Below are 18,191 nucleotides of genomic sequence, written 5' to 3' on the forward strand. Positions count from 1 at the left end.
CTCAGCGGGGGAAGGGAAGTTGTCCATAGTGGCATGTATGGCGAATATTTCATCTCATACGGAGAAACAATAGCAAAAAATGAATTCGAAGGAGCTTCGGGGTGATGAAATTCAACCTTTGGAAAAATTTAAAAAGACGGATCCGCCGAGGCAGGCGGCCGCTGCTGACGCTTGGGTGCTGTTTGCTGCTGCTCGGCTCGGGCCCGCTTGCGGGTACTGCATCGGCGGGCGGCAGCGTCGATCATGCTGAAGGGGAACCAGCTCCCGGCTTGTCGGACAGGCTTCAATCGGGACAGCCTCCGGTTAATGTCCGTCTACGGCGCACGTTTTTGTGCGGGGAAGAGCTGAAGCTGCTTGGCGTAATGCCGGTCAAAAAAGTCGTATATCTGCTCAGCTCGCACCCGCAGTGGACGGCAACGCTGGATAATACCGGAGCCGTCGAGCTGACGGAGAGTGTGGACGATTTATCTGAAACGTGCAAAAAACACGCGGTGATCGGTCTGGACAAAAACGGCAATCTTTCGCTTTTTGACGGGCCGCCGAAAAAAGAAAAGGTTGTGCGGACGTTTTTTCAGCTCGATATGCGTTACCTGGAAAGCGCGCTGCCTAAAGAAGAAGTGGACCGGCTTATTAACGGCATCCGGGTGCAGGATAAGGACGAATACGACAGTGTGCTGTCCACCTTCACCGAATTCGCATTGAACAGCAGAGCGGCGTCCGCAAAAACGAACTGACCTCTGGCCGGCCAGGCCCCGGATTACGAGCCGGATTAACTTCACATACTGGATAGACGGGGCTGTCTCAAAAGCAAGTTAGTAGCGGTATCAATCAAGCCCTTCGAGGTCGGCAACCGGACGATCGGCGCGAAGGTGAACGGACGGATTGTACCGCTCGACCAAAAGCTGAAGCTTTAAAAGTGTAAACGAACCGGTCAAGGGGCTATCCTTGGCCGGTTCGTTCGTTATAGTGCTCTACTGCCTGCTTTTTGTAACGCAAATCGTCCATGCTTCCCCAATTTCATACCGCCGTCGAACGCTCCAAACGCTCTGTATGAGGGATATGTTTGAAAAAGATGCGTTCGTGCATCTCTATTCCTTTAATTAATTAATCGATTACATAAAAATTCATGCAAAAATGCTTTTATTGTCGATCCCATCTTACGTTTAATAAACCAAAGCCAGAATTCCCCTTCCTCAAAATGCGTAGCATTTAGATGGGGGATGAATGGCTCTTTTTTTGTTCCGAAACGGAAAAAGAAAAGAAAGTAATGGAATTATCTAAGACAAATTTGATATACTAAAATTACAAACATACGTTCTGGAGGTGGCGAAACCATGCTGCTCAATTATAAATTTGAGATTTATCCAACAACCCTACAACAAGAAAAACTGAATACGTGGATTGCATGGTGTCGTCAAACTTACAATAGTGCGTTATTGGACAAACAAAATCGGTACAAAACATGTATGCCAATGAAATTAGACAGTAATAACCATTCAGTATTTCCCTCAACTATCATCTCATTCTTTGCATCAAATTATCGTCAAAAAGTGATTACGGATGCGATCTTCGGGCATGCAAAAGACATTTTTGAACGAATCGCGCAAAACTATAACGTTACCCTAAACGAGTGGAATCATGACCACGATCATATCCATGTCCTATTCAAAGCCAATCCCAATTCGGAATTGTCGAAATTTATCAATGTGTATAAAAGTGCGAGTTCCAGGCTCATCAAAAAAGAGTTTCCTGCAGTTCGAAAGCGGCTCTGGAACGAATATTTCTGGTCGCAAAGCTTTATGCCTCATAACCGCTTGCGGCGCTCCTTTAGAGGTATTGAAAGCATATTTTGAACATCAAGGGAAGGAGGCGAAACAAACATGATTCGATGCCTTAAAACACCGTTTCGAACGTCGGCAGCCGACCTGAACCGGTTATTCGAGTGTAACCGGATTTCAGCTGAAATTTGGAATCAGTGTCTTTCCGTCGCGAAAGAGTATTCCTTACAGCGAGGCGGCAAATGGATTGGTCAAACAGAACTTCAAGCCGCATTGAAACAGCAGTTTCCGCTTCATTCCCAATCGGTGCAGGCGGTTTCCCATAAATATTTGTTTGCGAGAGACAGTGCCAGACAATTGAAGAAGCAAGGTTTGGCTTGCAAATACCCGTACAAGAAAAAGAAATACTACAACACGAAATGGGTCGATAAATCGTTCAAAATCAAGGGCAGTGTGATCGAACTCAGTCTGGGTTTGCATAGCGGCAAGCGTCAGCAACCGATCAAAATTACCGTTCCTCACCTGCCTGATGCCGACATCAAAGAAATTGAACTTGTATTTGACCGGAAACTGATGATCTCAATGAGCTATGACGATGGCAAGGAGGCACCCGTAAACGAAGGGGAGCAGGTGGCGGGCGTAGACTTGGGCGAGATTCATTCGATTGCGGCGACGACGACGTCAAACCAATCCCTCATCGTGACCGGAAGAAAAGTAAGGAGCATTCATCGGCTTCGTAACAAGAAGCTTGCCGAAATTCAGAAGCGGATGAGCAAGTGCATCAGAGGCAGCCGTCAATGGAAGAAGTACAACCGGGCCCGAAAGTATATGCTAGGCAAAAGCGAGCGCCAATTACACGACGCGATCCACAAAACGACACGAGCGTTTGTACAGTGGTGTGCAGATCAAGAGGTGAAGGAGGTCGTCGTCGGACAAGTGGAAGGAATCCAGCGCAACACGAAAAAGAAGCGAAGAAAAACGGTGAATCAGAAGCTGTCCAATTGGAGTTTTGGGAAAATCCGGAAGCAACTTGCTTACAAGCTTGAAGCATACGGAATCGGCGTCCAAACGATTGACGAACGTTACACAAGTCAACAATGTCCTTGTTGCGGCCGGAGGAAAAAGTCTTCGGCAAGAATTTATACGTGCTGCTGCGGTTACAACGAACATCGGGATGTTCACGGCAGCAAAGGGATTTTGTCCAAACATCTCTATAGCGAGATCCGTTACTTGGGCAAAACGGAAGCAATCAAGTATCTACGGATCGCGTAAAAGCGAAAAGTAGTAGATGGTGAGTTCCCACCCACTTGCAAAAGTGTTGCTTACAGAACCATTCCGTTTCATTTCCGCTGCAAGCAGCGAAAGACAGCAGAAAACCTGCTGTGTTGTAGAAAGCAACGGGATGGCTAGTAAGAAACCCCTTGCCTCTAAGCAGAGCGTAGGCAGGGGAGGTTCATGCCGTAAATGCCCTGAATTCCTGCACCATCGCAGGTTCTCCCTCTCGACATACGATTTCGATCGATAAAACCTGCACCGTTGCAGGTTTAGCGAAAAAGGGCCTCCGACTCCGCGTTGCCAGGGGAACCGGAGGACCTTTTGCTTCTATTTGGGGCTGTCTCGTTTATGTGAACAGTTATGAGACGGCTTTTTTGGCGTGTGCGAGAGTGTCGAAAGTACAATAAAAACGCGTGTTCTCATTATAGGTTTCTTTTGTTATAATGAGGAAGTCCGGCGGCTGCCGGCTCCGAAATAGCCGCCGTTGCCGATCAGAGAAACCGGCTTTGTTCGTTACGGCCGGCCGGTGGAATGCGGGGAGAGATTGCGACTTGCGGATATTAGGAATAGATCCCGGCATTGCGATTGCGGGATTCGGTTTTGTAGATAAGGTCGGGAGCAAGCTTACGCCGGTGCAGTACGGGTCGATTGAGACCGAAGCGGGTACTGCGCCGGAGAAGCGGCTGCTTCAAATATATGAAGCGGCGGTTGCGCTGATAGAGAAGTACAAGCCGGACGCCGTTGCGGTGGAGAAGCTGTTTTTTAACCGCAACGTGACGACGGCTTTTGCTGTCGGGCAGGCTAGAGGCGTCATTATATTGGCTGCCGCCCAGCGCGGGCTGCCCGTAGCTGAATATACGCCGCTACAGGTTAAGCAGGCCGTTGTCGGCTACGGCAAGGCGGAGAAGCGGCAGGTGCAGGAGATGGTCCGTATGTTCCTGAAGCTGTCTTCGGTTCCGAAGCCGGACGATGTGGCCGATGCGCTCGCTGTGGCGATTTGCCATGCCCACTCCGCTGTCCTGCAGCAAAAAATTAACGAGGTGTCGCGCAAATGATCGATTATGTACGGGGACGTGTCGTCCACTTGGAGAGCGATTCCATCGTGATAGACGTCAGAGATATCGGCTATCAAGTTATCACGCCCAATCCCTATGCGTTTGCCAAAAACGAGGATGCGGTTACCGTTTATACCCATTATCATGTCCGGGAGGACGCCGCACTGCTGTTCGGATTTCAAACGCGCGAGGAGCAGGCGTTGTTCCGGAAATTACTAGAAGTATCTGGAATCGGGCCGAGAGTAGCGGTCGGCATCTTGGGAGGCGGTCGTCCGGAAGCGGTAGTCGCGGCGATCCACCGCGAAGATTTGTCCTTTCTGACCCGGCTGCCGGGCATCGGCAAGAAGACCGCCCAGCGGATGATTTTGGATTTGAAGGATAAGCTCGCGATGAGCGCAGCCTCCATCGAGACGATGTGGGAGGCTGAAGCTGTCGGCCAGACGGCGGGGCCGGACCGTTACCCGGTATGGTCGGAAGCTCGCGAGGCATTGGCCGCGCTAGGTTATTCGGCGGCTGAGCTCGACCGCGCCTGGGAAGGAATGGGCGGTGCCTGCGAGCCCGGAGAATCGGTTGACGCATTGATGAAACGGGCGCTGCAGCAGCTTTTCAAAGGTTAACCGTCAGGCGCTGACGGTTACGCAGCGGCTTTGCAGCCGCAAAAGCGGAACGAATGCTTACGAAGTTGGTTTTGCCTCCGGCAAAACCGTAGCTTATGCTTACGATGTTTTGCCTCCGGCAAAACCTGGCTTATGCTTACGAAGTTGGTTTTGCCTCCGGCAAAACCTGGCTTATGCTTACGAAGTTGGTTTTGCCTCCGGCAAAACCTTAAGGAGGACTCGAAATGGACGACGAGCGGATGATATCCGCGAACCTGATGATGGAAGATCAGGCGGTGGAGTTCAGCCTGCGTCCCCGGTATTTGTCCGAGTATATCGGACAATCGCAAGTGAAGGAAAATTTGAAAGTGTTTATCGAGGCGGCAAAGCTCCGCAAAGAGGCGCTCGATCACGTGCTGCTGTACGGTCCGCCGGGCCTTGGCAAAACGACGCTGTCCAATATTATCGCCAGCGAGCTTGGCGTCAATCTGCGCACGACTTCGGGACCCGCGATTGAACGGCCAGGAGACCTCGCCGCCCTGCTGACGAATCTCCAGGAAGGGGACGTGCTGTTCATCGACGAAATCCACCGCCTGCACCGCTCCGTGGAGGAGGTGCTGTATCCGGCGATGGAGGATTTTGCGCTTGATATTATGATCGGCAAAGGTCCAAGCGCCCGTTCCGTGCGGCTTGAGCTGCCCCCGTTTACGCTTATCGGCGCGACGACACGCGCAGGGCTATTATCGGCTCCGCTTCGCGACCGGTTCGGCGTTGTCAGCAGGCTGGAATATTATCAGACGGATGAGCTCGCGTTTATTATTGCCAGATCGGCGGAAATTCTCGGCATCGGCATGGTGGGCGACGCTGCGACGGAAATCGCGCTGCGCGCACGGGGGACGCCGCGGATCGCCAACCGGCTGCTGAAGCGGGTGCGCGATTTCGCCCAAGTGAGGGGCAGCGGCATTATAACTCCCGAGCTTGCCGAGCAGGCGCTAGGTCTTATTCAGGTGGACCCGCTCGGCCTGGATAGGATCGATCACAAAATGCTGCAGGCGATGATTGCCAATTACCGCGGGGGGCCGGTCGGGCTCGACACGATTGCGGCGACAATCGGCGAGGAAAGCCAGACAATCGAGGACGTATATGAGCCTTATTTGATGCAAATCGGCTTTTTGCAGCGGACGCCGCGGGGACGGCTCGTGACGCAGCTAGCCTATAAGCATTTGGGACTTCCGCTTCCGGACGCGGAATAATCGAAGAGGCCGTCTTTCAAAAGAGGAAACGATATGCGCGCAGCGCAATAGAAGTAAGCGATCGATCTTGAAGCGGATGGATGCATCCGGATGCCGCAGCAAAAACAGTGAACCGGCCGACAACTCGGGGAGGCGGATCGGCGTGATGGGAATAAGAGGAATGAAGCGACGGGCCGAAGATGGGCTGGAGCAGAAAGAAGATGTTTTATTTGTGCTTTACGACGAGCATTGTTCGCTGTGCACTTCGTCCGTGAACGGACTAAAACGGCTTCAATCGTCCGCCGATCTCCGCTATATTCCGCTGCAAAGCATGAGCGGAGATGATGCTCCGCACGTTCCGGGGTTTTCCGGAATCGGCATGGAAGCGTTGTATGAAAAGCTGCATGTCGCTGACGAAAGAGGCCGTTTGTATGCCGGAGCAGATGGTGTGATCCGAATTATGAAGACCGTTCCCGGATTGCGCTGGATCGGCTTCTTGTACGGAATCCCGGGGATGAGCCGGTTTGGGGACGCCGTATACCGGTTCATCGCAAAGCGGCGTTATGAGTGGTTTGGCCGTACCGATACCGGCTGTGCGAACGGCGCGTGCAGCATACCTCAAAGGAAGCCGGGTCCGCCCGAATCTAATGAATCGGGCTCTCATCGCCAAAGCCGAAATTGAGGAACGCAGGGCTTATGCTTACGAAGAGGTTTTGCTTACGAAGTGGTTTTGCCTACGGCAAAACCTAACATGCTTACGAGGTGGTTTTGCCTTCGGCAAAACCTTAAGGAGGAGAGAGAACGGATGATAAAGCGCGGGAACTTCAAATGGTTTGCCGCTCTCATTGCCGCCGGTTTGCTGGCGTTGTCCGCTGCGGCGGTTAATCCGTCCTACGGCGCGCTGCCGAAGCTCGACAACATCCGGGTAGCCCTATTCCTATCATTTCCTGGGAAATATAACCTTGTGACGCCGGCCGCCACCTTGAGTTCTGCGGGGGGACTGAAGATCGGATTTCGCAATCCGGACAGCACCAGCCAGCTCGTAACGGTCGCATCGGGAACGAATGTCCGTTTCGCTTTGGACGATTATAAGGTAAAGCTGATCGAAACGCCAAGCTTTACTAATGCGTTGGCCGTCTTTAATGCGGTCAAGAGCGCTTCCGGCAGCGGCTACATCACGTCGCTTGGCAAAAACGGCACAACCGTATACCAGGTGACGGAAGGCAATTACGCGAGTGCGGCCGAAGCCGCGGCCGCTTCCGCCAAATGGAGCTCGAACAGCTCGCTCAAAAGTTTGGGCGCCGCAATCGAATTGGCCGGTCCGCTCCATTTGGAGAGCGGCACTTTCTCCTCCCAGCAGGAAGCGGAGCAGGCGGCTCAATCGTTCGGCGATGCGGGTGTCGACGCGTTTGTCGCTTTAAGGCAGCCGCCGGGCGAAAATGCGGCTCGTTATTCCGTTATGGTAGGGGCTGCGTCAGATCAAGCCGGATTGGACGGCGTGAAGCTGAAAGCCGCTTCGGCGGTCGGAAGCGATTCGCTTCAGGCGGCAAGCGCGGACCCTTATATGCTGATTCGCAGAGATTTGACCGGGACCCAGAAAGCGGACAGCAGCATCATGCAGTACATGCTTCCTCCAACCGCTGCAAAAGTATGGGTTTCTCCGGCGGGAAGCGAAGGTTTGAAACTTTCCGAAAGGTACAACCGTACATATAGAGGAAATTTTGAGTTCAGCGGCATGAACGGCAAGCTGGCCGTCATCAACGAACTGCCTTTCGAACAATATTTGTATTCGGTCGTAGGGGCGGAAATGCCGGGATCGTGGCCTGCCGAAGCGCTGAAGGCGCAGGCGGTAGCCGCCAGAACCTACGCGTTGTATCAGGGGACCGGTTTTCAAATCGCGCAGGTTGTCGATACGACACTGAGTCAGGTTTACGGCGGCATCGGGAGCGAAAAAACGTCGACCGTCAAGGCTGTCCAGGCTACAGAGGGTGAAGTCGCCGTTTATAACGGGGCGTTAATCGAGTCGCTTTTCTCTTCCAGCTCGGGAGGCAAAACCGCCGATGCGACCGAAATATGGAATCAAGGCATCGCTTATTTGAAAAGCGTCGACAGTCCGGACGATTTGTCGGAAAAAGGACTGTACCGCTGGTACCGCATTGCGCTCCCTTCCGGCATGACCGGTTATGTGCGCGAGGATGTGGTGGAGCCTACGGGCCGGACGAATGCCGCAGGTGCGCCGATCGTGCGCGTCAAGCAGGACGGAACCAACATCCGTACGAATCCGCTCATCCAGGATAATGTGGCTCCTGTCGGCAAAGCTTCGGCAGGCACCGAAGCGGCGGTGCTGGAGGAGACGGTCCAGTCCAACGAAATGAACTGGTACCGGGGGCCGTTTTCATCCGACGACCTGCTCGCATCGATGAAAGGAAAAACGTCGGCGCCGGTATCCGGTCCGATCCAGTCGCTGCAAATTACCGGCCGCGGTCCTTCCGGCCGCGTGACCGAAATGCGGATCAATGGAAGCGTGCTTCCAATAAAATATCCGGATTCGCTCCGCTCCGCGCTCGGCGGGCTTCCGAGTACGCTGTTCAATGTGGAGTCGACCGCAGACATGACGATGATGGGAGCCGGTGGCGAAGCAAGCGTGAAAACTTCCCGTACAAGCGGCGCATACGTTCTCGGTGCCTCGGGCAGAGCTGCGGCCGGAGAAGGCAATATGTTCATTATGAACGGAAGCGGGACAATCCGCCCGGTCACGCAAGAAGCCGCCTACCGTTTCACCGGAAACGGCAGCGGACACGGATTGGGCTTGTCCCAATACGGCGCCAAGGCTCTGGCGGATAGAGGGTATGATTACCAGAAGATTCTGAAATACTACTATACAGATGTTACCATCGTGAAGGACTGAGTATACGTTCATGAAAGCAGAAGATTTTGATTTTGAACTTCCCGAATCGCTGATCGCCCAGACGCCATTGGCGGAAAGAACCGCTTCCCGCCTGCTGACACTGGACAAGGACAGCGGGGAAATCGGTCATCACGTCTTCACGGACTTGGCCGATTACGTTCAGCCGGGGGATACACTCGTGCTGAACGATACCCGGGTGCTGCCTGCCCGCTTGATCGGAACCAAATCCGATACCGGCGCCAAAGTGGAGCTGCTGCTGCTGAAGCAGCTGGAGGGCGACCGGTGGGAAACGCTGGTGAAGCCGGCGAAGCGGGTTAAAATCGGCGCGAGTATCCGCTTCGGGAAAGACGAAAGCGGAGCTCCGCTGCTGGAAGCGGCGGTGGAAGAGGAAGGCGACATGGGCGCACGCGTCATTCGTTTTCGGTACGAAGGCATTTTTCAGGAGCTGCTGGACAAGCTGGGCGAAATGCCGCTGCCGCCGTACATTAAGGAACGGCTGGAGGACAGGGAGCGCTATCAGACGGTATATTCAAAACATGAAGGCTCGGCGGCCGCTCCGACGGCCGGGCTTCATTTTACGAAGCCGTTTCTGCAGCAGCTGGAGAATAAGGGCGTTTCGATCGCTTACGTTACGCTGCATGTGGGGCTCGGCACATTTCGTCCGATGTCTGCGGAAAACGTCGAGGAGCATGTTATGCATTCCGAGTATTATGAGATCGATGAGCATAACGCGGCTCTTATCCGGCAGACGAAGCAGCGGGGAGGGCGAATTGTCGCCGTCGGCACAACGTCGGCCCGGACGCTGGAAACGGCGGCGGCCAAATTTCCGGAAGGGCTTCAGGCCTGCAGCGGATGGACCGATATTTTTATATATCCGGGTTATACGTTCAAGCTTGTCGATGCGCTGCTGACCAATTTTCATCTGCCGAAGTCGACGCTTGTGATGCTTGTCAGCGCGCTCGCGGGACGGGAGCGCATCATGGCCGCATACAAGGAAGCGGTCGAACGGCAGTACCGGTTTTTCAGTTTTGGCGACGCGATGTTTATTTATTAGGGAATGGATGAGTGAGAAGCTGTGGCTGTTAAATATGAACTTATAAAAGTATGTAAGCAATCGGGCGCAAGACTTGGACGTCTGCACACGCCGCATGGAATAATCGAGACGCCGACATTTATGCCGGTCGGAACGCAGGCGACGGTCAAAACGATGAGTCCCGAAGAACTGAAGGCGATGGACGCGCAAATTATATTGAGCAACACGTATCATTTGTTTTTGCGTCCTGGGCATGATTTGATCCGCAGAGCCGGAGGCCTGCACCGTTTCATGAACTGGGACCGTCCGATTTTGACCGACAGCGGCGGATTCCAGGTGTTTTCATTGAGCGAAATGCGCAAGATCACCGAGGAAGGCGTCCAGTTCCGTTCGCATCTGAATGGCGACAAGCTGTTTCTTTCGCCCGAGAAAGCAATGGAAGTCCAAAATGCGCTCGGTCCCGACATTATGATGGCGTTCGACGAATGCCCGCCTTATCCGGCGGACTACGAATATGTGAAAAACTCGCTGGAGCGGACGACCAGATGGGCGGAACGCTGCTTGAAGGCGCATGCCAGGCCGCATGATCAGGCGCTGTTCGCGATCGTACAGGGAGGCATGTATGAAGATCTGCGCCGCCAGAGTGCGCTCGATTTGACTTCCATGGATTTCCCGGGGTATGCTATTGGTGGACTGAGCGTAGGCGAGCCCAAGCATTTGATGTTCGAAATGCTGGAGAGCACGGTACCGCTGCTGCCGTCCGGCAAACCGCGTTATTTGATGGGCGTGGGCTCGCCGGATGCGCTTATTGAAGGCTCGATCCGCGGCATCGATATGTTTGACTGCGTGCTGCCGACACGCATCGCGCGCAACGGAACGACGATGACGAGCGGAGGACGGCTGGTCGTACGCAACGCGCAGTTCGCGGAGGACCTCGGGCCGCTTGATCCGGAATGCTCCTGTTATACGTGCCGCAATTATTCGCGGGCTTATATCCGGCATCTCATTAAAGCGGACGAAACGTTCGGACTCCGGCTGACCACATACCATAACCTGCACTTTTTGCTGCAGCTGATGAGAGATGTAAGACAAGCGATCATGGAAGACCGGCTGCTCGATTTCCGGGATACGTTTTTCGCTAAATACGGTTTGCACGACAATGATAAAGGATTTTAAGAGGGAGGTGTAACAATACCGATGATCAATCTTGCAGGTGAGGCAGCAGGAGGCGGATCAGGCGCGCTCGGGATGATCCTGCCGTTTGTACTGATGTTTGCCGTCTTTTATTTTCTTCTGATTCGTCCGCAGCAAAAAAAGCAGAAGCAGCGTAACGCTCTGCTCAGCTCGGTCAAAAAAGGAGATAAAATTTCCACGATTGGCGGCATGCATGGCACGATTACGGAACTGACCGACGATACGGTCGTTCTGCGTGTCAACGATACGACCAAAATTACGTTCGAGCGGAGCGCGATCAGCAATGTCATTACAAGCGCCCCCGCCCCGACGGAGAAACCGGCTGGCCCCGTGAAAACGGAAAAGCTGGAAAGCAACCCGGAGCAATAAACCGGCTGCTTAAGATGAAGAAAAGACAGTCAAAGCGAAGCGTTTTCGCTTGACTGTCTTTTTTTGTCCGGCCGGAACGATTTCCGCGAAAGCCGGCCGGCTATCGGTGCCGCTGCGCAACCTGCTCTGCCAGCAGCGCGATCCTCTCCCGCAATTGTGCAGGGGCGGCAACCTCCGCTTCACCGTGAAGCGTTAAAATGATATCGGAGGCGGCTTCTTCCGAGTCAAACAGCAGCCGGGCCTCATAACCAGGCTCCTGACCGGGCGCGAGTTGTCTGCTGCCGATACCGGGCCTGATATGCTCCAGCGATGAAACCGCCTCATTTTCGCGATGCCGGCGCTTCAGTTCCGTAAGTTCCACGTACCGCAGTCGGCGCAGCTTGGCCAGTCCGGCATCCGTTAACAACACGGTGGCGGCAAAACGCGGAAGCCGCTCCTTGAACGACCGAACCGATTGCTCCCACCAATCGCCAAGAGAAAAAGAAGACGGGCGGCTGAACGTCTCCGCTGTCATTTCGGCTTCTTTCATACGGGAAATCCGGTAGGAGCGCATTTGTCCGTCATGCTCGGCGGCCAAGTACCACAAATGGCCTTTAACGATCAGTCCGTAAGGATTTACGGTCCGGACCTCACCACGGTTCTTTTCCTCCACTTCCGGTAAATCCGGTTCTCGATAAGCGCTATAGCGGAAGCGCAGCCTCCGTTCTTTCCACACCGCTTCCTGCACGAGCGCAAGAAAAGGAGTGTCCTCTTTGACTTGATGCCATCCGGCCCCATCGACGTGAAGTCTTTCCCGGACAAATTCCGCATGCGGCAGACTTGCCGCCGGCAAGGCGGCCTGAAGCTTGATCCACACCGATTTCAGCTCCTTCGATAAGCCCAGATCTGCGGCCGCATCTTTGGCTTGAAACAGGTGCAGCGCTTCGAGCTCGGACGTCGTGAGTCCGGTAAGATTGGTCCGGTATCCCTCCATCAAACTCCAGCCTCCCTTGGCGCCGCGATCCGAAACGACGGGTACGCCCGCCGAGCCAAGAGCGTCCATATCGCGCAAAATCGTTCGTTCGGACACTTCAAGCCGCGCCGCCAACTGTTTGGCCGTCAGTTTCCTTCCTGCTTGCAGCAAAAGCATAATGGACAACAGCCGGTCCCCTCTCATAAATGACAGCTCCTTATCGCTATATTCAGATCATACTCTCCGCTCTTTCTTAGATTACCAATATAATTATGACAATTGTTGTCGTGATTCACAATTATACTAATCGTATATTTCCGAAAATTTGAAAAAGGGAGTGTTGCTTCTATGACGCAATCCGTTTGGAACCCGAAAGATAAGCTGAAAGGAAAAGTGGCGCTGGTGGCGGGAGGCGCAAGAGGCGCCGGACGCGGGATTGCCGAGGCGCTCGGAGAGGCGGGAGCGACCGTCTATGTGACCGGCCGGACGACGCGCTCTGCCCGTTCCCCCATGAACCGTCCGGAAACGATCGAAGAAACGGCCGAAAGAGTGACCGCCAAAGGCGGAAACGGCATCGCTGTGCGGGTCGATCATTCGTCCGTTGATCAAGTGAAAGATCTGATCGGGCGTATCCGCAGCGAGCACGGCCATCTTCATCTGCTCGTCAACGACATTTGGGGAGGCGATCCGCTTACGGATTGGAGCAAGACATTTTGGGAGCATTCGCTGAGCGATGGAATGGCCGTTATTAACGGTGTTCTGACGACACATCTCAACACCGCATACTGCTCGGCTCCGCTACTGATCGAAAGCGGCGGCGGACTATTGATCGAAATCACGGACGGAACGGATTACAAGTACCGCGGGAACGTGTACTACAGTTTGGCCAAGGCGGCCGGCATTCATTTGGCGGCCGCGATGGCGGAAGAGCTGAAGCTGCACGGGGTGGCGGCGCTGGCGCTGACGCCGGGATTTTTGCGCTCGGAAGCGATGCTCGATCATTTTGGCGTGACGGAGAGCAACTGGAGGCAGGCAGCCGCCATCGAGCCTCATTTTATCGCATCGGAAACGCCGCTTTTTGTCGGCCGCGCGGCCGCGGCACTGGCATCCGACCCCGCAGTGATGAACAAGTCGGGCGGGGCATACAGTTCATGGGGGCTGTCGGATGAATACGGCTTTATTGATGCAGACGGCAGCAGACCGCATTGGGGCAATTACTTTGCAACGATTAAATAAATGCAAAGAAAGACGGGCTGTCCTGGCAAAGGAGCCCGTCTTTTCGTAAAGCAAACGATTATTTTAATTCCTCGCCGGCTGCATAAGGGATTCTTACCCGCCGGACGGAAGTGAGGCGCATGTCACTGAGCTTGAAGCCCATTGCCGAAGCGAAGACGGCAAGCAGGACGCCGCCCATCATATCGGTCAGCCAGTGAATGCCCATGTAGAAGATGGTGAAAATAATAATCGCGGCGCTGGCGCTGACAAACCACGCCCATTTGCGGATTCCGGACCGGATCGCGATGATGGCCATCGTGACCGAAATCGACGTGTGCAGGCTTGGAAAACAATTATCCAGGCCGGACAGGCCGCGGTACTGGTTTTCAAAATCGGGAAACGATTCGAGCATATAAAAATGGACGGAAGGATTGAACGCCCAGACCTCTTTTACGGGAAAAAACAAATAAAACGGAATCGCAATGAGATAGTTAAGCATGACCGCGTAGCAGGTGGCGTAATACAGTTTTTTGGATTTATCCATATAAGTGTACACGCCGATCGATGCGATGAGCAGCGACTGAAACACAACGATATAGAAAAACGCGAGTACAGGCGTCAGCCAGGGCGTATGGAACAACTGCTGGAACAGCATCACGAAGTTGCCTTCCATCGACTGGATCGCGTGCGTAAAGTCGGCGTGGTATTGCATTTTTTTCTCGATCAGCAGTTCGTATTTGTTGCAAAATAAAATGGCGATCAGCGCCACGAAATGGAACAAATATCTGCGCGAAACGAACAAATTCCGGATAAAAAGACCTGCCGCTCTAAACGGATTGCGTCCGGTTCCGTACGCTATGAGCAGAGCAACGGTCACAACGGTGTAAATAAGCACCGTAGTCATGCTGTGAAACAAAACCATGTCTTTCCCCCTAATATCCCCTCATAGTGATTTGAGGGGCAATCTCTTAAATGACTGAACTAGTATAGCACAATTAAGGGGGAAATTCACAAGCGGCGTCACTCTTTGTCCGTTAAATATATGGAAGAAACCCGCCTTGACTCTGTTATTTTTTCCAGTTTACACCAATCATTCCGCCGAATGAACCTGCCAACGCCGCAATCAGAAGCAGCAGCGCCGTTCGGCTGGACAGTGCGGCATCCGCTGCGAGGAAGCTGATGATGAGCACAAGCAGTCCGTAAATGAGCCCGAGCGCACCCCCGTAATACCACCCTTTAAACCCGGAACGTTTTCCGGATACAAAACCGCCGGCCAATGTGGAGATGCCGTGTATGCCGAGCGCGCCGGCAGGCAGCCCGTCTTCCTTGAGCCCTCCGTAATGCAGCAGCAGCGACAATAGAACCGCTCCCGCGGCGAGCCAGACGCTCGCGTAGAGCAGCCCGGACAGCAGCGGCGATCCTGCACGGACATGATTCACATTTTTATTGGCATTCATTGGATTCACCCTCCCGATTTTCTCCTATTCAACCATATGGTCAAGCCGGCCGGTTTAGTACAACCGTCCCTGTCAGAAGGTTGGTTCGCTGCCATAAATTTCGACTTCCGCATTCCGCATGATGCCGGGAATGGAAGGCGACAATACGGTGTAGCGACCGCCAGAGATGCACGTTAAGCACGACAATTTAAGGAGGGATTTCCGTGGAGTTGTTTTCGCTGCTAATCCGAACGGTAATCATTTACTTTGTTGTGTTCCTGATCATGCGCCTGATGGGAAAAAGGGAAATCGGAAAAATGTCGGTGTTTGATCTTATCATTTCGTTCATGATCGCCGAGAGCGCCGTTATTGTCATCGAAGACACGGAGCGGGCTATATGGGATGGTGTCGTACCGATGCTCGGATTGATGGTCATTCAGGTTTCGATCGCTTTTGTATCGATGCACAGCCGCAAATTGCGGCTGCTGTTCGACGGCAGGCCGAGCATCATTATCGCGAACGGCAAGCTGGACCGCGAAACAATGCGGAAGCAGCGCTACAATTTGGATGACCTGATGCAGCAGCTGCGGGAAAATCAAATTGTCAGCGTGCACGAAGTTGAATTCGCCATCCTCGAAACAAGCGGCAAGCTGTCCGTCATTAAGAAAGAGTCTGCGAAATCCGAAGAAAACGCCCATGTGACGGACTCGCCGGCGCAGCCATGGTTAGAGGAGCCGAAGCAGCCGGACATGACGGAGCTGCAGCAGCGATCGCCGGTTGGAACGAATCTTGAACTTCCCGCCGGGATCCGCTTCGAAACGCTGCCGATTCCAATTATTATGGAAGGGAAAGTGATGGAGGACGGATTAAGCAAGATCGGAAAAAACCGTTTTTGGCTCAAAAAAGAGCTCGGCCAAAAAGGGGTTTCCAATACGAAGGATGTGTTTTTCTGCTCCATCGACCATAAAGGGCGGCTGTTTGTCGATATCGAGCGGAAACCGGCTCATTGACATTCCTGTACATGTACCTCCAAGCAGCTATTTAAACCATCGCCCCAAAAGCGGAATGCGTGCCACGTCGTAGCGGTCGATAATGCCCATTGCGATCATGAGCAGCAAATAAATGACGGTTCCGGCAAAGCAGGCGGCAGCAAGGCTCAACCATTCGGCCGGCAGACCGCCGCGGTTCATCAGCAGCCGGCAAGCGGCTCCCATGACGATCATCGCCGCGCCGACCTTCACGAAATCCGGCAGCTTCATGCGGAAGCCGACAAAACGGGCGACGCTGAAAGCATGCAGAAGCGTAACGAGCACGATATTGACTCCGATGGCAATCACCGTGCCGTAAATGCCGAGCTCGGGCCTGGAAGTCAGCTCGGTAATTAAATAAAGCTTGACGACCGCGCCGACGAACGTGTTCATGAGGGCGGTTCCCGGTTTATCGAGCGCCTGCAGGGCCGCCTGCAAAGGGGCCTGCAAATAAATAAACAAGCCGAATGGGGCGAGCAGCTGCAGCATGGGCGCGATGTCGCCATGATCGTACAGCACGCGGCAGAGTGGCTCGGCGAGCAGTCCCATCACGACGACGCACGGAGCTCCGGTTACAAGCGCAAGCCGCATCGATTGATGCAGACGCTTGTGAATGGCGATGCGGTCGCCGCGCGCGGCCGCTTCGGCCAATGACGGGACGAGCGAAACGGCGAGCGAATACGTCAGCGCCGTCGGCAGCAAAATAAGCGGGATAATCATCCCCTGCAGGGAGCCGTACTGCGCGGTGGCGCTGCCGGTGGCGATTCCCGCGGCCAGCAGGGCGCGCGACGTAAGAATCGTTTCCAGCAAATACGACAGCGATCCGACCATGCGGCTCGCCGTTACCGGTATCGATAATCCGAGCAGGCGCCGCACGATCGGCACGCGCCGTTTTCTCGCTGCCGGTGCATTGGGCGGCGGATTATTCCCAGGCACAGCGTTGTCATTTGCGGCTGCGCCGCTTGAACCGGGGCTTTCCAACTCGCTCTGATCGCGGCGTTTCGCCTTCCGGTATTGATAGAGCAGAACGGCAAGCCCTCCGACCTCGCCGGCTACGACGCCCAGCATGGCGCCGGCTGCGGCCCATTCAAGTCCGAGCGGCAGCAGCGCCGTGGCGATCAATAGCTGGCCGCCGATGCGGATCAATGTTTCGACGACTTGGGACACAGCTGTAGGTACCATATTTTGCTTTCCTTGGAAGTAACCCCGGTAAACGGACGAAAGGCCGACAATAAAGAGCATCGGAGTCATAAACAGGAACGTTTGATAGACACGGGAATCGGTCAGCAAATGTGACGTAATCCAGGGAGCGAATGCGAGCAGCCCCGCCGTTGTGAGGAAGGCTAAAATCAAGGTCAGAGCCATCGCCGCCCGAAAAATATGTCCGACGCGCCGGGTGTCGCCTTTGGACTCCGCTTCCGCGATCCACTTGGCGACCGCAAGCGGGATTCCGCCCGTAATGACCGTCAGCAGCACGCCGAGAAACGGAAAGCTGAGCTGGTACAGACCGACGCCTTCGGCCCCTATAATGCGCGGCAGTACGATCCGCGGCACAAAGCCGAGAATCCGGTTCAATATTCCCGCCGCCAGCAAAATCATAGCTCCTTTAATAAACGTTTGCTTCGTCACGGCTATTCCCTCATCTCTATTTGTCCAGATCAAACGGGCATTCCGGCATCGCCTTGCATGTCCGTATTTCATTTTATGCGTGGCATGTCTTTCGGCATGTCACGCTTTTTTTCGGCGGTTCCAGATATAGAAGCAGGAATATCAGGCAAGAGAATCGAACAGTACATAGGGACGGAGTAAAACGGCCGTTTGACGCGGACTGCTTTGCGAAGATGCAAACAAGGGGGTTACAGCATGAGGAATGACGAGCTGAACGGCGAAATATTTACGCTTTGCGAAAGCAAGGCGGAGGAATTTCGGCTCATCGGATACGAACAAGTGACGGCGCAGGATATATGGGATTGCGTCAGCGACAAATATGCCAAACACGGCGAACCGCCTTTGCATCAACTCGTAAATGACATCCTGTCGCTTAAAACGCCGAAGTTTATGAATTTTTTAACGATGAGCGCATACAAGGGAACCCGTTTTTAATCAGGGGGCTCTTTTTT

Annotated in this window: 17 protein-coding genes and 3 pseudogenes; 16 read left to right on the plus strand and 4 right to left on the minus strand. The window is 53.9% G+C overall.

The annotated features are described in order from the left end of the window. Positions 1 to 104: 104 nt before the first annotated feature. The 13 genes and pseudogenes from VN24_RS17830 (at position 105) to yajC (ending at position 11,440) form a co-directional block, all read left to right on the plus strand. Positions 105 to 734: a BofC C-terminal domain-containing protein gene (locus tag VN24_RS17830; protein WP_045671507.1), complete on the plus strand. Its 630-nt coding sequence runs from the start codon at positions 105 to 107 to the stop codon at positions 732 to 734. Positions 735 to 839: 105 nt separating this feature from the next. Next, positions 840 to 908, plus strand: a pseudogene (locus VN24_RS28720) (TGS domain-containing protein); the annotation flags it as partial. Between the two features lie 426 nt (positions 909 to 1,334). Then, a pseudogene (locus VN24_RS28475) lies at positions 1,335 to 1,448 on the plus strand (helix-turn-helix domain-containing protein); the annotation flags it as partial. 24 nt (positions 1,449 to 1,472) lie between these two features. Continuing rightward, positions 1,473 to 1,884: pseudogene (gene tnpA / locus VN24_RS17835) on the plus strand (IS200/IS605 family transposase). Beyond that, positions 1,881 to 3,050: an RNA-guided endonuclease InsQ/TnpB family protein gene (locus VN24_RS17840; RefSeq protein ID WP_045671508.1), complete on the plus strand. Its 1,170-nt coding sequence runs from the start codon at positions 1,881 to 1,883 to the stop codon at positions 3,048 to 3,050. The pseudogene tnpA and the gene VN24_RS17840 overlap by 4 nt, the downstream one beginning before the upstream one ends. Positions 3,051 to 3,604: 554 nt before the next feature. Beyond that, entirely contained in the window at positions 3,605 to 4,108 is a 504-nt protein-coding gene (ruvC, locus tag VN24_RS17845; RefSeq protein WP_045671509.1) for a crossover junction endodeoxyribonuclease RuvC, read from the plus strand. Then, positions 4,105 to 4,725, plus strand: a complete 621-nt coding sequence (gene ruvA, locus VN24_RS17850; protein ID WP_045671510.1) for a Holliday junction branch migration protein RuvA — start codon at positions 4,105 to 4,107, stop codon at positions 4,723 to 4,725. The genes ruvC and ruvA overlap by 4 nt, the downstream gene beginning before the upstream one ends. 224 nt (positions 4,726 to 4,949) lie before the next feature. After that, complete coding sequence (gene ruvB, locus VN24_RS17855) at positions 4,950 to 5,957, plus strand: Holliday junction branch migration DNA helicase RuvB (protein WP_045671511.1); 1,008 nt, start codon at positions 4,950 to 4,952, stop codon at positions 5,955 to 5,957. Between the two features lie 76 nt (positions 5,958 to 6,033). Then, on the plus strand, positions 6,034 to 6,618 hold the full coding sequence (locus VN24_RS17860) for a thiol-disulfide oxidoreductase DCC family protein (RefSeq protein ID WP_238590939.1): 585 nt from the start codon (positions 6,034 to 6,036) through the stop codon (positions 6,616 to 6,618). 123 nt (positions 6,619 to 6,741) lie between these two features. After that, positions 6,742 to 8,844, plus strand: coding sequence for a SpoIID/LytB domain-containing protein (locus tag VN24_RS17865; RefSeq protein ID WP_045671513.1), 2,103 nt, complete (start codon positions 6,742 to 6,744; stop codon positions 8,842 to 8,844). 10 nt (positions 8,845 to 8,854) lie between these two features. Continuing rightward, positions 8,855 to 9,898: a tRNA preQ1(34) S-adenosylmethionine ribosyltransferase-isomerase QueA gene (gene queA, locus VN24_RS17870; RefSeq protein WP_045671514.1), complete on the plus strand. Its 1,044-nt coding sequence runs from the start codon at positions 8,855 to 8,857 to the stop codon at positions 9,896 to 9,898. A 21-nt stretch (positions 9,899 to 9,919) separates the two neighbouring features. After that, positions 9,920 to 11,053: a tRNA guanosine(34) transglycosylase Tgt gene (gene tgt / locus VN24_RS17875; protein WP_045671515.1), complete on the plus strand. Its 1,134-nt coding sequence runs from the start codon at positions 9,920 to 9,922 to the stop codon at positions 11,051 to 11,053. Between the two features lie 21 nt (positions 11,054 to 11,074). Beyond that, on the plus strand, positions 11,075 to 11,440 hold the full coding sequence (yajC, locus tag VN24_RS17880; protein WP_082083852.1) for a preprotein translocase subunit YajC: 366 nt from the start codon (positions 11,075 to 11,077) through the stop codon (positions 11,438 to 11,440). 100 nt (positions 11,441 to 11,540) lie between these two features. Here the strand turns inward: yajC and VN24_RS17885 are convergent, their stop codons facing one another. Further along, the gene (locus VN24_RS17885) at positions 11,541 to 12,596 is read right to left on the minus strand and encodes a helix-turn-helix transcriptional regulator (RefSeq protein WP_045671516.1); all 1,056 of its coding nucleotides are present in this window, start codon (positions 12,594 to 12,596) and stop codon (positions 11,541 to 11,543) included. A gap of 144 nt (positions 12,597 to 12,740) precedes the next feature. On the opposite strand from VN24_RS17885, the gene VN24_RS17890 reads away from it, so the two are divergent. Then, the gene (locus tag VN24_RS17890) at positions 12,741 to 13,628 is read left to right on the plus strand and encodes an SDR family oxidoreductase (protein ID WP_045671517.1); all 888 of its coding nucleotides are present in this window, start codon (positions 12,741 to 12,743) and stop codon (positions 13,626 to 13,628) included. 58 nt (positions 13,629 to 13,686) lie between these two features. On the opposite strand, the gene VN24_RS17895 is transcribed toward VN24_RS17890, so the two are convergent. Continuing rightward, entirely contained in the window at positions 13,687 to 14,529 is an 843-nt protein-coding gene (locus tag VN24_RS17895; RefSeq protein ID WP_045671518.1) for a phosphatase PAP2 family protein, read from the minus strand. A 145-nt stretch (positions 14,530 to 14,674) separates the two neighbouring features. Beyond that, positions 14,675 to 15,064 carry a TIGR04086 family membrane protein gene (locus VN24_RS17900; RefSeq protein ID WP_148505268.1) on the minus strand — a complete coding sequence of 130 codons (390 nt, stop codon included), beginning with the start codon at positions 15,062 to 15,064 and terminating at the stop codon, positions 14,675 to 14,677. Between the two features lie 203 nt (positions 15,065 to 15,267). Between VN24_RS17900 and VN24_RS17905 the strand changes: the two genes are divergently transcribed. Next, the gene (locus tag VN24_RS17905; RefSeq protein ID WP_045671520.1) at positions 15,268 to 16,053 is read left to right on the plus strand and encodes a YetF domain-containing protein; all 786 of its coding nucleotides are present in this window, start codon (positions 15,268 to 15,270) and stop codon (positions 16,051 to 16,053) included. A 27-nt stretch (positions 16,054 to 16,080) separates the two neighbouring features. Here the strand turns inward: VN24_RS17905 and VN24_RS17910 are convergent, their stop codons facing one another. After that, positions 16,081 to 17,700 (minus strand): putative polysaccharide biosynthesis protein, encoded by a 1,620-nt coding sequence (locus tag VN24_RS17910; protein WP_045671521.1) that lies wholly within the window; start codon positions 17,698 to 17,700, stop codon positions 16,081 to 16,083. A gap of 234 nt (positions 17,701 to 17,934) precedes the next feature. Between VN24_RS17910 and VN24_RS17915 the strand changes: the two genes are divergently transcribed. Further along, entirely contained in the window at positions 17,935 to 18,174 is a 240-nt protein-coding gene (locus VN24_RS17915; RefSeq protein ID WP_045671522.1) for a post-transcriptional regulator, read from the plus strand. Positions 18,175 to 18,191: the final 17 nt, after the last annotated feature.

This window comes from Paenibacillus beijingensis (assembly GCF_000961095.1).
Classification (GTDB): domain Bacteria; phylum Bacillota; class Bacilli; order Paenibacillales; family Paenibacillaceae; genus Paenibacillus_O; species Paenibacillus_O beijingensis.